This window comes from Streptomyces phaeoluteigriseus (assembly GCF_001896135.2).
GTDB lineage: Bacteria > Actinomycetota > Actinomycetes > Streptomycetales > Streptomycetaceae > Streptomyces > Streptomyces phaeoluteigriseus.
Window position 1 is genome coordinate 59,793 of the sequence record NZ_MPOH02000015.1, and the last position, 13,764, is coordinate 73,556.

General features: G+C 73.7%; 10 protein-coding genes and 3 pseudogenes. 5 read left to right on the forward strand and 8 right to left on the reverse strand.

Annotation, left to right across the window (positions count from 1 at the left end; all coding sequences use genetic code 11):
- Nucleotides 1-67: 67 nt before the first annotated feature.
- The gene (gene ligA, locus BM536_RS18065) at nucleotides 68-2,173 is read right to left on the reverse strand and encodes an NAD-dependent DNA ligase LigA (protein ID WP_245873636.1); all 2,106 of its coding nucleotides are present in this window, start codon (nucleotides 2,171-2,173) and stop codon (nucleotides 68-70) included.
- A gap of 477 nt (nucleotides 2,174-2,650) precedes the next feature.
- Between ligA and BM536_RS18070 the strand changes: the two genes are divergently transcribed.
- Complete coding sequence (locus BM536_RS18070; protein WP_094103202.1) at nucleotides 2,651-3,100, forward strand: carboxymuconolactone decarboxylase family protein; 450 nt, start codon at nucleotides 2,651-2,653, stop codon at nucleotides 3,098-3,100.
- 8 nt (nucleotides 3,101-3,108) lie between these two features.
- Here the strand turns inward: BM536_RS18070 and BM536_RS18075 are convergent, their stop codons facing one another.
- Nucleotides 3,109-4,350 (reverse strand): erythromycin esterase family protein, encoded by a 1,242-nt coding sequence (locus BM536_RS18075; RefSeq protein ID WP_073491107.1) that lies wholly within the window; start codon nucleotides 4,348-4,350, stop codon nucleotides 3,109-3,111.
- Between the two features lie 58 nt (nucleotides 4,351-4,408).
- Here BM536_RS18075 and BM536_RS18080 point away from each other — a divergent pair, with 58 nt between their 5' ends.
- The 3 genes and pseudogenes from BM536_RS18080 to BM536_RS18090 all read left to right on the forward strand — a co-directional run bounded on the left by BM536_RS18080 (nucleotide 4,409) and on the right by BM536_RS18090 (nucleotide 7,209).
- Nucleotides 4,409-5,206, forward strand: a complete 798-nt coding sequence (locus tag BM536_RS18080; RefSeq protein ID WP_073491105.1) for a TioE family transcriptional regulator — start codon at nucleotides 4,409-4,411, stop codon at nucleotides 5,204-5,206.
- A 79-nt stretch (nucleotides 5,207-5,285) separates the two neighbouring features.
- The gene (locus BM536_RS18085; RefSeq protein ID WP_211362909.1) at nucleotides 5,286-5,828 is read left to right on the forward strand and encodes a GNAT family N-acetyltransferase; all 543 of its coding nucleotides are present in this window, start codon (nucleotides 5,286-5,288) and stop codon (nucleotides 5,826-5,828) included.
- Between the two features lie 195 nt (nucleotides 5,829-6,023).
- Nucleotides 6,024-7,209, forward strand: a pseudogene (locus BM536_RS18090) (phosphodiester glycosidase family protein).
- A 45-nt stretch (nucleotides 7,210-7,254) separates the two neighbouring features.
- Here BM536_RS18090 and BM536_RS18095 read toward each other — a convergent pair.
- From BM536_RS18095 to BM536_RS18120, 6 genes and pseudogenes are all read right to left on the reverse strand, one after another.
- Nucleotides 7,255-7,449 (reverse strand): hypothetical protein, encoded by a 195-nt coding sequence (locus tag BM536_RS18095; RefSeq protein WP_073491103.1) that lies wholly within the window; start codon nucleotides 7,447-7,449, stop codon nucleotides 7,255-7,257.
- A gap of 223 nt (nucleotides 7,450-7,672) precedes the next feature.
- Nucleotides 7,673-8,533 (reverse strand): phosphatidylinositol-specific phospholipase C/glycerophosphodiester phosphodiesterase family protein, encoded by an 861-nt coding sequence (locus BM536_RS18100; RefSeq protein WP_073491101.1) that lies wholly within the window; start codon nucleotides 8,531-8,533, stop codon nucleotides 7,673-7,675.
- 171 nt (nucleotides 8,534-8,704) lie between these two features.
- Nucleotides 8,705-9,813: pseudogene (locus BM536_RS18105) on the reverse strand (acyl-CoA dehydrogenase family protein).
- Nucleotides 9,810-10,991 (reverse strand): acyl-CoA dehydrogenase family protein, encoded by a 1,182-nt coding sequence (locus BM536_RS18110; protein WP_073491099.1) that lies wholly within the window; start codon nucleotides 10,989-10,991, stop codon nucleotides 9,810-9,812. The pseudogene BM536_RS18105 and the gene BM536_RS18110 overlap by 4 nt, the downstream one beginning before the upstream one ends.
- Nucleotides 10,988-11,958 (reverse strand): annotated as a pseudogene (locus tag BM536_RS18115) (NADPH:quinone oxidoreductase family protein). Before BM536_RS18115 ends, BM536_RS18110 begins: the two are co-directional and overlap by 4 nt.
- Before the next feature lie 115 nt (nucleotides 11,959-12,073).
- Complete coding sequence (locus tag BM536_RS18120) at nucleotides 12,074-12,691, reverse strand: helix-turn-helix domain-containing protein (protein WP_245873637.1); 618 nt, start codon at nucleotides 12,689-12,691, stop codon at nucleotides 12,074-12,076.
- A 79-nt stretch (nucleotides 12,692-12,770) separates the two neighbouring features.
- Between BM536_RS18120 and BM536_RS18125 the strand changes: the two genes are divergently transcribed.
- A complete protein-coding gene (locus BM536_RS18125) occupies nucleotides 12,771-13,736 on the forward strand; it encodes an NAD(P)/FAD-dependent oxidoreductase (protein ID WP_073491097.1) in 966 nt (321 codons plus the stop codon).
- Nucleotides 13,737-13,764: the final 28 nt, after the last annotated feature.

Consider the following 13,764-nt stretch of genomic DNA (forward strand, 5'->3'; position numbering starts at 1 on the left):
ACTGAGCCCGCCGGGCGGAGCCGTGGTGGGGCCGTGGTGGCGCCGGCTCCGCCCGGGGCGGTCACGGTCAGCCGATGAGGTCGGCGACCAGGACGGCGAACTCGTCGGGGGTGGCCAGGCGCACACCGAGGGACTCCGCCTTGGCGCGCTTGGAGCCGGCGCCCTCCCCGGCGACGACCAGGCTGGTCTTCCTGGAGACGCTGGAGGAGGAGCGGCCGCCCGCGCGCTCGACGAGTTCGTTCATCTCGTTGCGGCTGAGCTTCTCCAGCGGGCCCGTCATCGCACCGGTGACCACCACCGTCATCCCGGCCAGCGGCCCGCCGGCCGACGCGGGGGACTCGCCGACCTGGGCGGGTTCGGCGGGTTCGGCGGTCTCCTCGGCCGCGGGGGCGGGCGGCGTGGCGCCGGGCTCGGTCATGTTGACGCCCGCCGCGGCCAGCTTGTCGATGAGCGGGGCGAGTTCGGCCAGCTCCGCCACGATGGACGGGGCCTTCTCGGTGCCGATGCCGTCCACCCGCCGGATCGCTTCCGCGTCGGCGGCGCGCAGATGGTCCATGGTGGCGAAGTGGCGTGCGATACGGCGGGACATGGAGCGCCCGGTACCGCGCACGCCGAGCGCGCACAGCACCCGCGCCAGCGGTCGGCCCTTGGCCGTGGCGAGCGCGGCGAGGAGTTTGTCGGTGCTGGTCTCGCCCATCCGGTCCAGGCCGAGGAGCTGCTCACGGGTGAGGGTGAACAGGTCGGCGAGATCGGCGACCAGGCCCGCCTCGACGAGTTGCACGACGCGGGTGTGGCCGAGGCCCTCGATGTCGAGCTGGTCGCGACCGGCTGCGTAGGAGAGGGAGGCGACGAGGTGGCAGTTGCGGCCGTTCTCGCAGCGCCAGCGCTGCTCGCCGGTGTCGATGGCCGATCCGCAGCGCGGGCAGGCCTCGGGGAAGACGATCGGCTGTTCCGCGCCGGTGCGCAGGTGGGCGACCGGCGCCTCGATGCGGGGGATGACGTCACCGGCCCGGTGCACCATGACGTGGTCGCCGAGGCGCAGGTCGCGGCGGGTGATGTCGGCCGGATTGTGGAGGGTGGCGTAGGTGATGGTGGAGCCGTCGATCTCCACCGGGGCGAGGACGGCCCGGGGCGCGATGATGCCGGTGCGGCCCACGTTCCACTCCACCTCCAGGAGCCGGGTGATCTTCTCGACGGCCGGCAGCTTGTAGGCGATCGCCCAGCGCGGGGCTCTGGAGCCGGATCCGGCGGCCTGCTGGTCGGCGGCCAGATCGGCCTTGACGACGATCCCGTCGATCCCGAACGGCAGCGCGGGGCGCAGTGCGGCGATCTCCCGCACCCGGGCGAGGACGTCCTCCACGGTGTCCGCGGTGACGCCGGGCACGGCCGTCGCGGCGGTCGTGTTCACGCCGAGCCCCGCGGCGCGGGCCATCAGGTCGCTGTGCGCGGCCTCGCCGAGGGCGGCGGCGAGGCCCGGCTCGGTGTCGGTGAGGGGCAGCAGCCCGTAACCGAAGAAGGTCATCGGCACGGTGTAGGCGCGGTCCTTGGCGCGCAGGGTGCCCGCGGCGGCGTTGCGCGGGTTGGCGAAGGGCTGGCCGCCGTGCGCGGTGCGGACTTCGTTGGCGTGCTCGAACTGGGCGGTCGTCATGAGGACTTCGCCACGCACCTCCACGGTGACCGGCTCGGTCAGCCGCTCGGGCAGGCCCTCGACGGTGCCGGCGGCATGCGTGACGTCCTCGCCGGCCGTCCCGTCGCCCCGCGTGATCAGCCGGGTCAGACGGCCCCCGGTGTAGCGGGCCGCGATCGCGAGGCCGTCCAGCTTCGGTTCGACGCTGTACCGCTCCGCCTCGTGGCCGACGCGCCCGGCCAGTGACGCGGCCCAGGCGGTGAACTCCTCCGGCGAGAACACGTTGTCCAGGCTGAGCATCGCGACCGTGTGCGGGACGTCGCCCTCCACGGCGCCGCCGGCCACCTTGCCGGTCGGCGATTCGGGCAGTACGTCCTCGGGATGAGCGGCCTCCCAGGCCGCGACACCCCGCACCAGCCGGTCGTAGGCGTCGTCGTCCAGCACCGAGGTGCCCCCGGTGTAGTAGGCGGCGGACGCCTGCACGGCGTCCTCGACCGCCTGCGCGTAGGCGGCGGCGTCCACGATGTGTGCGGCAGGTGTCGTCATACCCGTCATCCTGCCTCCCACCACTGACAACGCCCTTCGGGCGAGGCCGGACAGCGCACGGCGAGGAGTTGGACGTCCTCGGGCAGGCCGCCCGGCCCGCCGGGGAACAGCCGAGCTGTGCCGCCGGCGTGCGGGAGGCACACCAGGCGGTGGCACACCAGGCGGTGGCACACCAGACCGTGGCACACCAGGCGAGGGCGGGGGCGGGCGGTGCGGCCCCGGTGGACGCGCAGCCAGCGGTCGGCAGAGGGCCGGGGGCCCACCGACGTGGCCTGCCACTCCCCCGACGATGACGCCCCTGGCGACGCGGCCCGCACGCCCGGCCAAGGTCAGCGCCGCTGTGTCGTCCGCCGCACGGTCATCGCCCGGGGCCGCCCGGCGGCACGTCACGCGGGGGTGAGAGCCTCGTCCTTGCTCACTGTGCCCACCTCTCGCCCGGTCCGCCCCAGACCCCTCAAGAATGTTTGATATTCAACTATGACTCGACGGATCTTCATCGACAAGCAGAGCCCCAAGGCCTACCACGCACTCCTCCAGACCTCCGAGGCCGTGCGCGCGACAGCCGCCGAGGCGGGCCTGGAGCGCACCGTCATCGAACTCGTCAATCTGCGTGTCTCGCAGCTCAACGGCTGCGCCTTCTGCCTCGACCTGCACACCAAGGCCGCCCTGCGCGCGGGCGACTCGCCCCGGCGGCTGGGCGTGCTCGCCGCCTGGCGGGACACCCAGCTGTTCAGCCCGCTCGAGCGCGCCGCCCTGGCGCTGGCGGAGGCGACCACCCTCCCGGCCGACGCCGCCGCGCAGGAGGCCGCGTACACCGACGCCCGGGAGGCCCTCACCGAGGACCAGATCTCGGCGGTGGTCTGGGTGGCGGTCACCATCAACGCCTTCAACCGGGTGTCCATCATGAGCAAGCACCCGGTGCGCTGACAGGAAGGTCAGCGCACCACACCGCGGCGAGCCTCGTCGGTCCGGTCCCCCACCGTCAGGGCGTCCTTGACGAACACGAGGCCGTCACTGTCCGCCAGGTGGGCCGGATCCAGCGGGGCGTAGCCGAACCAGGGGGAGACGCGGGGCGCGGGACGGGTGTCGCCGAGGGCGGCGGCCAGCCGGGCGGCGTCGACGAGGCAGCGGTCCTCCGGCAGCGCGTACAGGAGCCCTTCGACCGTGTCCGGCCCCGGGGTGTCCACTCCCTGGTGCCGGATCGTACCGAGGGCCGTGGCCAGGAAGGCGTACTCGTCGCCCAGGCGGGCGTTCACGATCGCGCCCGCACTCCACCACTCCAGCGGCATCCCGCCCATCCGCACCGTGCTCTTCTCCCGCTGGAGATGGGAGTTGTGGGCGTGCACCAGTACCCGGCCCCGTTCGGCGAGGGCGAGGAGGTTCTCGGCCATCATCAGGTCCCGCAGGCCGACCAGCCGGCTCAGCCGGCTCGGTGAGGGGTCGGCCATCCAGTAGTGGTAGCGCAGCAGGCCGGTGGCCGTACGCCCGTACAGACGCGCCCGGTCCCGTTCGTCCCGCGAGTCCGCCGCGATCAGGTGCGGTGTCTGCGCGTCCGACAGCGCCACCATGTCGTCGGCCAGCAGCCGCAGTTCCCTGGCCTGCGCCGACCTCCCGACGGACCGGGCCGGGTCCCACATCGCGCCGGGCTCGGTCCACCGGTCGTCGGAGCCGAGGAGGTGGTCGAGTGTCTCCGCGGTGCAGGGCAGGAGGTCCGGGTCCACGCGGGCCGCGAGGTAGCCGTGCAGGGCGGTGAGGGACTGCCGGGGGCTCGCGGCGGCGGCCGTCTCCAAGGGGCCGTCGAAGCCGGCGAAGCGGACCTGTCCGGACGCGGGCCTGCCTTCGTTGTGGGCGCGCATCCAGCGCACGAGTGCGCGGTTGGCCGCGGAGGTGCCCCAGCCGTGGCTGAACCCGCGTTCCATGACCTCGTCGAGGGTGCCCGTGCCGGAGGTGACGTACTCGTCCACGAGCAGGCCCGTCACGCAGTCGCTCTCGATGGCGATCGTCCGGTAGCCCTCCTGCTCGACGAGCTGCCGGAAGAGGTCGTTGCGCAGTTCGAGGAGCGTGTCCTCGCCGTGGGTGGGCTCGCCCAGGGCGAGCAGCCGGGGCAGGGCCGGGAGCAGCTCCCTGACGGCGGCGGCCTCGACGGCCCGCACGGTGTCCTTGATGTCGGTAACCATGGCTTCAACGCTATCTTTGAACCTTCGGTGGAAACTTTCGCGCGACTTCGGCGGAGTCATGGGGCGGAACCTTCAAAGCAGTGAGCGGCTCAGGCCGGTCGACCTGGCTCGCGCGCACGGTCTGTCCACCCAGGCGGTCAGGAACTACGAGGAGGCCGGCATCCTCCCGGCCGCCGAGCGCACCGCCCACGGCTACCGCGCCTACACGCCGCTCCACGCGCGGGCCCTGGGCGCCTTCCTCGCCCTGGTGCCCGGCCACGGCCACCGGACGGCGGCATCGATCATGCGGGCGGTGAACGAGGGCGCGAACGACGAGGCGTTCCACCTCGTCGACGAGAGCCACGCCCAGCTCCTGGAGGACCGGCGGACCCTCCGGGCCGTGGAGAACGCCCTGCGTGACCTGGAACCCGACACCACGCGGTCCTCGCCGCCGGGCACCTCCGCCCGGAAGGCACCGTCCGACGCCTTCGCCCGGAAGACACCGTCCGACGCCTTCGTCCGGAACACACCGTCCGGCACCTTCATCGGGCCGCTGGCGCACCAGCTCGGCGTCCGCTCCGCCACGCTCCGCAAGTGGGAGCGCGCCGGGCTGGTGCTCCCCCGCCGCGACCCCCGGACCGGGTACCGCGTCTTCGACGAGGCCGACGTACGGGACGCCCGACTGGCCCGCCAACTCCGGCGCGGCGGCTATCCGTTGGAGCAGATCGCCCCGCTGATCGCCCAGGTGCGGTCGGCCGGCGGCCTCCAGCCGCTGGAGGCCGCGTTGACCGACTGGCGTGCCCGGCTGTCCGCCCGCGGCCGGGCGATGCTGACCGGGGCGGCCGAACTGGAGGCGTACCTCCGCGCTCGCGGATGAGCCGTCGACAGCCGCTCGCTCCACGCCGTCGCCCGCGGACGCGTGGCTCCGGAGCGCGGCTCCGTGCTTGCATACGGCGGTGACCTCCGCCCCCTCCGCATCCCCCGCCCTCACCATCCGGCCCCGTACGCCGGCCGACCTGGACGCCTGTGTGAGCGCCCTCGCGCTGGTGCACGCGCACAGCGGCTACCCCGTCGACTGGCCCGCCCAGCCCGCCGCCTGGCTCAGCCCGCCGCTTCTCCTGGCGGCCTGGGTGGCAGAGCGGGACGGACGGATCGTCGGGCACGCGGCGCTGTGCCGGGGCGAGGACGGCGACGCCGCGCCGCGGTTGTGGGCCGCCCGCGGCGGCACCGTGCCGGCGGTCTGTGTCAACCGGCTGTTCGTGGCGCCCGAGGCGCGCGGACTCGGCGGCGGGGCGGCCCTCATGGAGCGGGCCGTCGGGGAGGCCCGGTCGCGCGGGCTGCACCCGGTGCTCGACGTGGTGGCCGCCGACCCGGCCGCGGTCTTCTACGCCCGGCTCGGCTGGCAGGACCTGGGCCTCGTGGACCAGCGATGGGGCCCCGACCAGGTGGTTTCCCTGCGCTGCTTCGCCGCGCCGGTGTCCGTGGAGCGGACCGGCTAGCACGTAACCGGGCACCGTAGGACCCGGACTGACGGGACAACACCCGGATTCGTGCCTTTTCTCACCCGTTCTCGTGGTGTTGACGCCCGCCTCGCCGCAGTCCTCCCCCGACTGCGTGAGAAAGTTGCCGCCTACACGAGACCAGGGGGGTATGTGACACCGAGTCAAGGACGGTCCCGCACGCGCAGAGCGTCGCTGACGCTTCTCACGGCACTCGGCACGCTGGCCGGTGCGGCCCTGACGGTGGCGGCACCGGCCGGCGCGGCGACGGGGACCACCCTCGCGGCCGGCGTGGTGTACCGGCAGTACGACCTGACGGCGGGGGCCGGCGTGACGCACGCGCACGTGATCGCCGTCGACCTGACCAACACCCGCGTACGTCTGGGCCTGCTGCATCCGGGGAAGGTCGCGTCCCGCGCCACCATCACCCGGCAGGCCACCGCCCAGAAGGCCGTCGCCGGCGTCAACGGCGACTTCTTCAACATCACCGAGACGCAGCATCCGGGCGTCGCCGCGACCGGCGCGAGCGTGGGTCCGGCGATCGCGAACGGCAGGGTGCTCAAGGCCGCCGTCCCGACGGGTCAGCGGTTCGGCCCCGAACTGCCGCCGGGCACGGACACCGACGACGTGCTCGGGGTGAGTGCTGACGGGCGGGCCCGGCTGGACAGCCTGGCCCTGACCGGCACGGTCACCAGCCTCGGCCGGCGGTTGCGCTGCGCGGGCTCAACCAGTACGCGCTGGCGGAGAACTCCGTCGCGCGTACACGTCCGACTGGGGCGGCGTCTCGCGGGCGCGGGCCGCCTGCGGCACCGACAGCGAACGGGCCGCGCCGTGCAGCACGAGAACGTACGAGGTGACGGTGGAACAGGGCCGGGTGGTGTCGGCGTCGGCCACGCCGGGCAGCGGCACCATCGCGGCGGGCACGACGGTGCTCGTCGGCCGGGAGGCGGGCGCGCAGTACCTGAAGACCCTGGTCAAGGGGGATCGGGTGGCGGTGCGGTACGGCCTGGCGGCCGCCTCGCAGCGCGCCTACCGCTTCGCCCTGGGCGGCTACCCGGTGCTCACCGGCGGGAAGCCGCTGCCGGGCCTCGACACGCGGACCTCGGCGGTACGCACCGCGGTGGGCATCGCGAACGGCGGACGGCGCGTGCTGCTGTTCGCGGTCGACGGCGCGCCCGCGTACCGCAGCGGGCTGACCATCGCCGAGGTCGCGGCCGCCCTCAGGAGCCTCGGTGCGACCGAGGGCTTCAGTCTGGACGGCGGCGGTTCCTCGACCCTGGTGGCCCGCGCGCCGGGCGCGGCCAAGGTGTCGGTGCGCAACCACCCGTCCGACGGCACGGAACGTGCCGTGCCGAACGGCATCGGGGTGTTCACCCGGTGACCCGTGCCCGCGGGGGGCCGTTCGGCCGGTGACTCCGCGGGGGCCTCACGGCCGCAGACTGCTGACGAGGTCGGCGGTCGCCGTGAGGCCGCTGTGGATGGTGGGGGCCATGCTCGTGCCGGCCAGGAAGAAGCCGAGCAGCAGGCAGACCAGCGCGTGCGAGACCTTCAGCCCGCCGCTGCGCAGGAAGATCACCGCCAGGATCAGCAGCAACAGCACCACGGAAATGGAAACGGCCACGTCAACCTCCTCCGCCACGTCCGCTTTCGCGGCATTCGGCCGCAAGTGTGGCGTAGCGGAGGGTTCGTCCGTGCGGCTGACCTGTCCTCCGAACGAGTGGTTCCCGAATCGGTCGCGGAACCCGCGGGGCAACCGGCCGGGCTGACGGTCCCGGTCACGGGCGCGACCGGCCGGGCTGACGGCCCCGGTCACGGGGGCGACCGGCCCGGCGATCGGTCCCGGGTTACGCCGTCCCGCGGGCGTCGAGGAAGGCCTCCAGGCCGGCCAGGTCGTCGGTGTTGAGGTAGTCGACACCGGCGTCGAGCAGTTCGCCCCACAACGCGTCCCGGGCGGGGCCCGCCAGGTCCGGCGTGGCCCAGAAGCGCACCTTCTGGCCGCGGTCGTGCGCCTCCCGGACGATGGCGCGCAGCTTCTGCCGCTCCGCCTCGGGGAAGGCTCCGACGCCGAGCCAGGTGAAGTTGAGCGTCCAGTTGTCGCTGATCAGGGAGGCGAAGGAGCCGTCGGTGCGGCCGAGGTCGGCGAGGCGGCCGTCGTAGAAGGCGCGGCGGACGGTCTGTGCCGTCATCGGCACCCGGGCCGCGCGGTCGCCGGAGACGACGGCGGTGACCGGGCCGCGGCGCACCCGGCCGTGGTCGTAGGTGGTGAAGAGGTGCTTGTAGCGGCGCAGTTGACGGTCGAGTTCGAGATACGTCGACGCGCCCTCGGACTTGATGTCGATCAGCAGTTGCAGCGGGGTGCGCGAACGCGGGTGGACGGTACCGCCGTTGGCCTTCACCCGGGCGGCGAGCGGGGCGAGGTAGAGGGACTCGAGGGTGCGGGCGGGGTCGAGGTCCACCGGGTCGTGCGCGACGAGCAGTTGGCCGCCGACGAGGAAGATGTCGGCCTCGACGCTGCCGAAGCGGTGGTCCAGGGCGTCGAACAGGGGGCGGGGGTGCTCGTAGTCGTTGTGGGCGTGGGCGTGCCACAACGGTCGCGGGCGGTGCTTGTGTTCACCGGCGAAGGCGCTGCCGGCGGGCGGCGCGAGCACTGCCGTGAGGGCGGCGCCGACCGTGGTGAGGGCTCTGCGGCGGGTGATGAGGGCCATGCTCTGCCTCCCTGTGGGACGGGTCTGAACCACAGGGAGTATGAGTCCGGCCGGGCCGCGATGAACCTGTACATGCCAGTAGTTGGCCGGACTGCCGTCGGGTGTTCACTCCTTCCGCGCGAGCGCACGGAAAAGCCCGCCCCAGGTGGGGCGGGCTTCACCGAGGGACCGTCAGGGAGCCCGCAGGTCGACGAGTTCGGCCAGGGCGTCGCGGTGGGCGCCAGCCGTGCCGTAGGCGATCGAGTCGGCCTTCGCGCGCTTCAGGTACAGATGGGCCGGGTGCTCCCAGGTCATCCCGAGGCCGCCGTGCAACTGGACCGCCTCCTCGGCGGCGTGGACGGCGACGGACGCCGCGTACGCCTGGGCCACGGCGACCGCCACGTCGATGTCCTCGCCGGTGGTGAGCGCGTCCGCCGCGCCTCGGGCGGCGGCCCGCAGATTGACGACCTCCAGCCACAGCTGGGCCAGCCGGTGCTTGAGCGCCTGGAAGCCGCCGACGGGCCGGTTGAACTGCTTTCGGTCCTTCAGATAGCGCACGGTCTCGGTCAACGCCCATTCCGCGACGCCGAGTTGCTCGGAGGCGAGCAGTCCGGCACCTGCGCGCAGGGCCCGGCGCACGGCCGGTGCGGCGTCTCCGAGCCGGTGGCCGGTCGCCCCGGCGAGGTGACGGTGGCGAGCGGCCGGGTCAGGTCGAGGGAGACCTGCGGGGTGACGGTCGCGGCGGCGGCGTCGACCGCGTACAGCCCGCCGTCGTCCGCGGGCACGAGCAGCAGGCCGGCGAAGGCCGCGTCGGCGATGCCGGTCAGCTCCCCGTGCAGGGTGCCGTCCTCCAGCCGTACGGCCGGGAAGGCGGCGCCCGGCGCGGTGTGCAGCCCGACGGCGAGGGCGGCGACCGTCGTGCCCTGCGACAGCCGGCCGAGCAGGTCGTCGGCGAGGGAGGTCTCCCCACTCGAGCCGAGCCCGGAGCGGGGGAAGGCGAGCAGCGCCTCGGTGGCGACGACCGCGCTCGTCAGGTACGGAACGGGGGCGACCGCGCGGCCCAGTTCCTCGAGGACGACGGCGGCCTCCCGGTGGGTGGCGCCCTGGCCGCCCAGTTCCTCGGACACCAGCAGCCCGGCGAGGCCCATCTTGTCGGTGAGGGCCCTCCACAGCCGGAGGTCGTGCGGGGCGTCCGACTCGGTGCGGGCGATCACGCCGGCCGCGTCGGAGTGGTCGCCGAGCAGATCGCGGACCGCGGCGCGGAGCGCCTCTTCCTCCTCGGTGTAGAGCAGATCCGTCATCGGGCCAGGTCCTTCCAGGCGACGTCCTTGTCGGTGCGCGGCTCGGTGGGCAGCCCCAGGACGCGCTCGGCGACGATGTTCAGCAGGACCTCGGTGGTCCCGCCCTCGATGCTGTTGCCCTTGGAACGCAGGTAGCGGTAACCCGCCTCGCGGCCGGTGAAGTCGACGTGGTCGGGCCGGCGCATGGTCCAGTCGTCGTACAACAGGCCCCCCTCGCCCAGGAGTTCCACCTCCAGGCCACTGATCTCCTGGTTGAGGCGGGCGAAGGCGAGCTTCATGCCGGCGCCCTCGGGTCCGGGCTGGCCGGCGACGAGTTGCTGGCGCAACCGCTCGGCGGTGAGGCGGGAGACCTCGGCCTCCACCCACAGCTTCAGCAGCCGCTGGTGCAGGTCGTGGGTGCGCAGGTCGGGACGCTCGCGCCAGGTCCTGGCGGCGGGGCCGATCATGCCGCCCTCGCGGGGCAGCCGCATGCCGCCGATGGCGACGCGTTCGTTGTTGAGCGTGGTCTGCGCGACCCGCCAGCCGTCGCCGACCTCGCCGAGGCGGTGGGCGTCGGGGATGCGGACGCCGGTGAGGAAGACCTCGTTGAACTCGGCCTCGCCGGTGATCTGCCGCAGCGGTCGGACCTCGACGCCGGGGTCGGTCATGTCGCACACGAAGTACGTGATGCCGCGGTGCTTGGGCACGTGCGGGTCGGTGCGGGCGATGAGGATGGCCCAGCGGGCGACATGGGCGCTGGACGTCCACACCTTCTGCCCGTCGACGATCCAGTCCTCGCCCTCCTGGACGGCCCGGGTGCCGAGGGCGGCCAGGTCGGAGCCGGCGCCGGGCTCGCTGAACAGCTGGCACCAGACCTCCTCGCCCGTCCACAGGGGCCGCAGGAAGCGCCGCTTCTGCTCCTCGGTGCCGTACTGGAGGATCGTCGGCGCGGCCATGCCCAGGCCGATGCCGATGCGCCGGGGATCGTTGTCGGGGGCGCCCGCGGCCTCCAGCTCGGCGTCCACGACGGCCTGGAGGGAGCGCGGGGCACCGAGTCCGCCGAGCCCCTCGGGGTAGTGCACCCAGGCCAGGCCGGCGTCGAAGCGGGCCTTGAGGAAGTCGAGTCGGTCGGTGCCGGCCGGCGGGTGCGCGGCCAGCAACTCGGCTGTGCGGCGCCGGAGTTCGGCTGCGTCGATCATACGGCGGCTCCGTTCTGCGGTACGACGGCGACCCGGCCGGTGGTGACACCGTCGGCGACCCGCTGGACGGCGGCGGCGGCCCCGTCCAGCGGTACGCGCTCGCTCACCAGCGGCAGAATCGCGCCACGGGCGGCCAGGTCGGTGAGCTGCTCGTGGCAGTGCTGGACCAGCTTCGGGTTCCTGGTGTTGTACAGGCCCCAGTGCAGGCCGAGGATCGAGTAGTTCTTCACCAGGGCGTGGTTGAGCGCGGGGCTGGGGATCGTCCCGCTCGCGAAGCCGACGACCACGATCCGGCCCTCGAAGGCGACGACCTTGGTGGACTGGGTGTAGGCCTCGCCGCCGACCGGGTCGTAGATCACGTCGGCGCCCCGGCCGCCGGTGGCCTCCTTGACGGCGCCGACCACGTCCTCGGCGCGCCGGTCGACCACCACGTCGCAGCCCAGCTCGCGGGCGACGGCCGCCTTGTCGGACCCGCCGACGACCCCGATCACGGTGGCGCCGGCGGCCTTGCCGAGCTGTACGGCGGCGCTGCCGACCCCACCCGCCGCGGCGTGCACGAGGAGCGTCTCACCGGCCTCCAGGCGGGCCCGGCGGTGCAGGCCGAACCAGCCCGTCTGGTAGCCGATGTGCAGCGCGGCGGCTCGGCGTCGTCCAGCGAGTCCGGAGCGGGCAGCACAGCGGCGGCGTCCGCGACGGCGTACTCGGCGAATCCGCCGTGGGGCAGCGCCGGGGTGGCGATCACGCGGCGGCCGTCCTCGGTCTCGCCGCAGATCTCCACGCCCGGCGTGAACGGCAGCGGCGGCCTGACCTGGTAGTGGCCGCGGACCATCAGCGCGTCCGGGAAGTTGATGTTCGCGGCGCGCACCCTGAGCAGGATCTGGCCGTCGCCCGGCGTGGGCCGCTCGACGTCCGAGAGCCGCATCACCTCGCTCGGCTCACCGTTCTCGTGCACCTGCCATGCCTGCATGCGGAGCCTCCACGGACTACGTCGTCTGACCGGGGTCGATCGCATACTAAGCGGTCGCTTGCCAATCAGGGAACAGTCGGCGGGCAAGAGCCCCGCGCCGTGCGCGTCGGATGCGTCACGCTCCCTTGGGCCGCGCTCGCACGTGCATCCGCTCCCCCTGCGGCCCGAACAGGCTGAGGAACTCCACCGGCCCCTCCCCCGTCGACCCGAACCAGTGCGGCACCCGCGTGTCGAACTCGGCGGCCTCCCCCGCCGACAGCACCACGTCGTGCTCGCCCAGCACCAGGCGCAGCCGCCCGGACAGCACGTACAGCCACTCGTATCCCTCGTGCGTGCGCGGGTCCGGGTCGAGCGTGCGCTGCGGTTCGAGCACCTTGAACGCCTGGAGGCCGCCGGGCTGGCGGGTCAGCGGCCAGTGGGTGCGGCCGTAACGGACGATCGGCTGCGCCCGGACCCGCGGGTCGCGCACCGAGGGGGCGCCCACCAGTTCGTCGAGCGCCACCTCGTGGGCCCGCGCGATCGGCAACAGCAGCTCCAGGCTGGGCTTGCGCAGTCCCGACTCCAGCCGGGACAGGGTGCTCACCGAGATGCCGGTCGCCTCGGAGAGCCCCGCCAGCGTGGCGCCGCGCTCCTTGCGGATCCGGCGCAGCCGGGGCCCGACCTCGGCGAGCACCGTGTCCATGTCGTCGTCGATGCCGTCGCCCGCGCCCTCGGCCCTGCCGTCGTCGTTCATGGACCCATTGCAGTTTCGGCAAACGTGTTTGTCAATGCGGCAGTGGTCGCGCGACGGTCGGACGTGGAGGTGGTCAGACATGACCGAGAACACCGCGCGTGCGGACAGCTATGAAGTGATCGTCGTCGGCGGCGGCGCCGCGGGCCTGTCCGCGGGCCTGGTGCTGGGCCGGGCCCGGCGCCGCACCCTGGTCGTGGACGCGGGCGAGCCGCGCAACGCGCCCGCCGCCCACATGCAGGGCTACCTGTCGCGGGACGGCATGTCCCCGGCCGAGTTCCTGGCGACCGGACGGGAGGAGATCGCCCGGTACGGCGTGGAGTTGGTCCGGGACCGGGCGGTCGACGCCGTGCGGGACGAGGGTTTCACGGTGACGCTCGCGGGCGGGCGGACCGTGCGGGCCCGGCAGCTCGTCGTCGCCACCGGCCTCAGGGACGAGCTGCCCCCGGTCGGGGGCCTCGCCGAGCGGTTCGGGCGGGACGTCCTGCACTGCCCGTACTGCCACGGCTGGGAGGTCCGCGACCAGGCCTTCGGGGTGCTCGCCACCAGCCCGACGAGCGTGCACCAGGCGCTGATCGTGACCCAGTGGTCGAAGGACGTGACGCTGTTCCTGCACACGGTCACCGAGGCGGAGCTGTCCGACGAGGATCTGCGCCGGCTCGCCGCGGCCGGTGTCCAGGTGGTCCCCGGCGAGGTGGCCGGGCTGGTCGTCGAGGAGGACCGGCTCACCGGCGTCCGCCTGGGAGACGGGACCGTGCACGCCCGCGAGGCGCTGTTCGTGGCACCCAGGGCGGTGCCGCGGACCGACCTCCTGGCGCGGCTGGGCGCCGAGATGACCGAGACACCCTTCGGCGTCTATCCCGTGGTGGACGGCCGGGGCCTGACCACCGTGCCGGGCCTGTGGGCGGCGGGCAACGCCTCCGGCTTCGCCGAGCAGGTGGTCAACGCGGCGAGCCGCGGCTACCGGGCGGGCGCCGCGATCAACGCGGAACTGCTGATGGGTGATCTCGACGCCGCCGTCCAGGTGCGGTCGTCGGTCCAGGTGTAGTCGTCCCGTCGGCGTTGCACCATGGCTG

Coding starts and splice junctions, on each gene's coding strand:
- ligA (WP_245873636.1), bottom strand. CDS start 2,173: ATGACGACACCTGCCGCACACATCGTGGACGCCGCCGCCTACGCGCAG.
- BM536_RS18070 (WP_094103202.1), top strand. CDS start 2,651: ATGACTCGACGGATCTTCATCGACAAGCAGAGCCCCAAGGCCTACCAC.
- BM536_RS18075 (WP_073491107.1), bottom strand. CDS start 4,350: ATGGTTACCGACATCAAGGACACCGTGCGGGCCGTCGAGGCCGCCGCC.
- BM536_RS18080 (WP_073491105.1), top strand. CDS start 4,409: ATGGGGCGGAACCTTCAAAGCAGTGAGCGGCTCAGGCCGGTCGACCTG.
- BM536_RS18100 (WP_073491101.1), bottom strand. CDS start 8,533: ATGGCCCTCATCACCCGCCGCAGAGCCCTCACCACGGTCGGCGCCGCC.
- BM536_RS18110 (WP_073491099.1), bottom strand. CDS start 10,991: ATGATCGACGCAGCCGAACTCCGGCGCCGCACAGCCGAGTTGCTGGCC.
- BM536_RS18120 (WP_245873637.1), bottom strand. CDS start 12,691: ATGAACGACGACGGCAGGGCCGAGGGCGCGGGCGACGGCATCGACGAC.
- BM536_RS18125 (WP_073491097.1), top strand. CDS start 12,771: ATGACCGAGAACACCGCGCGTGCGGACAGCTATGAAGTGATCGTCGTC.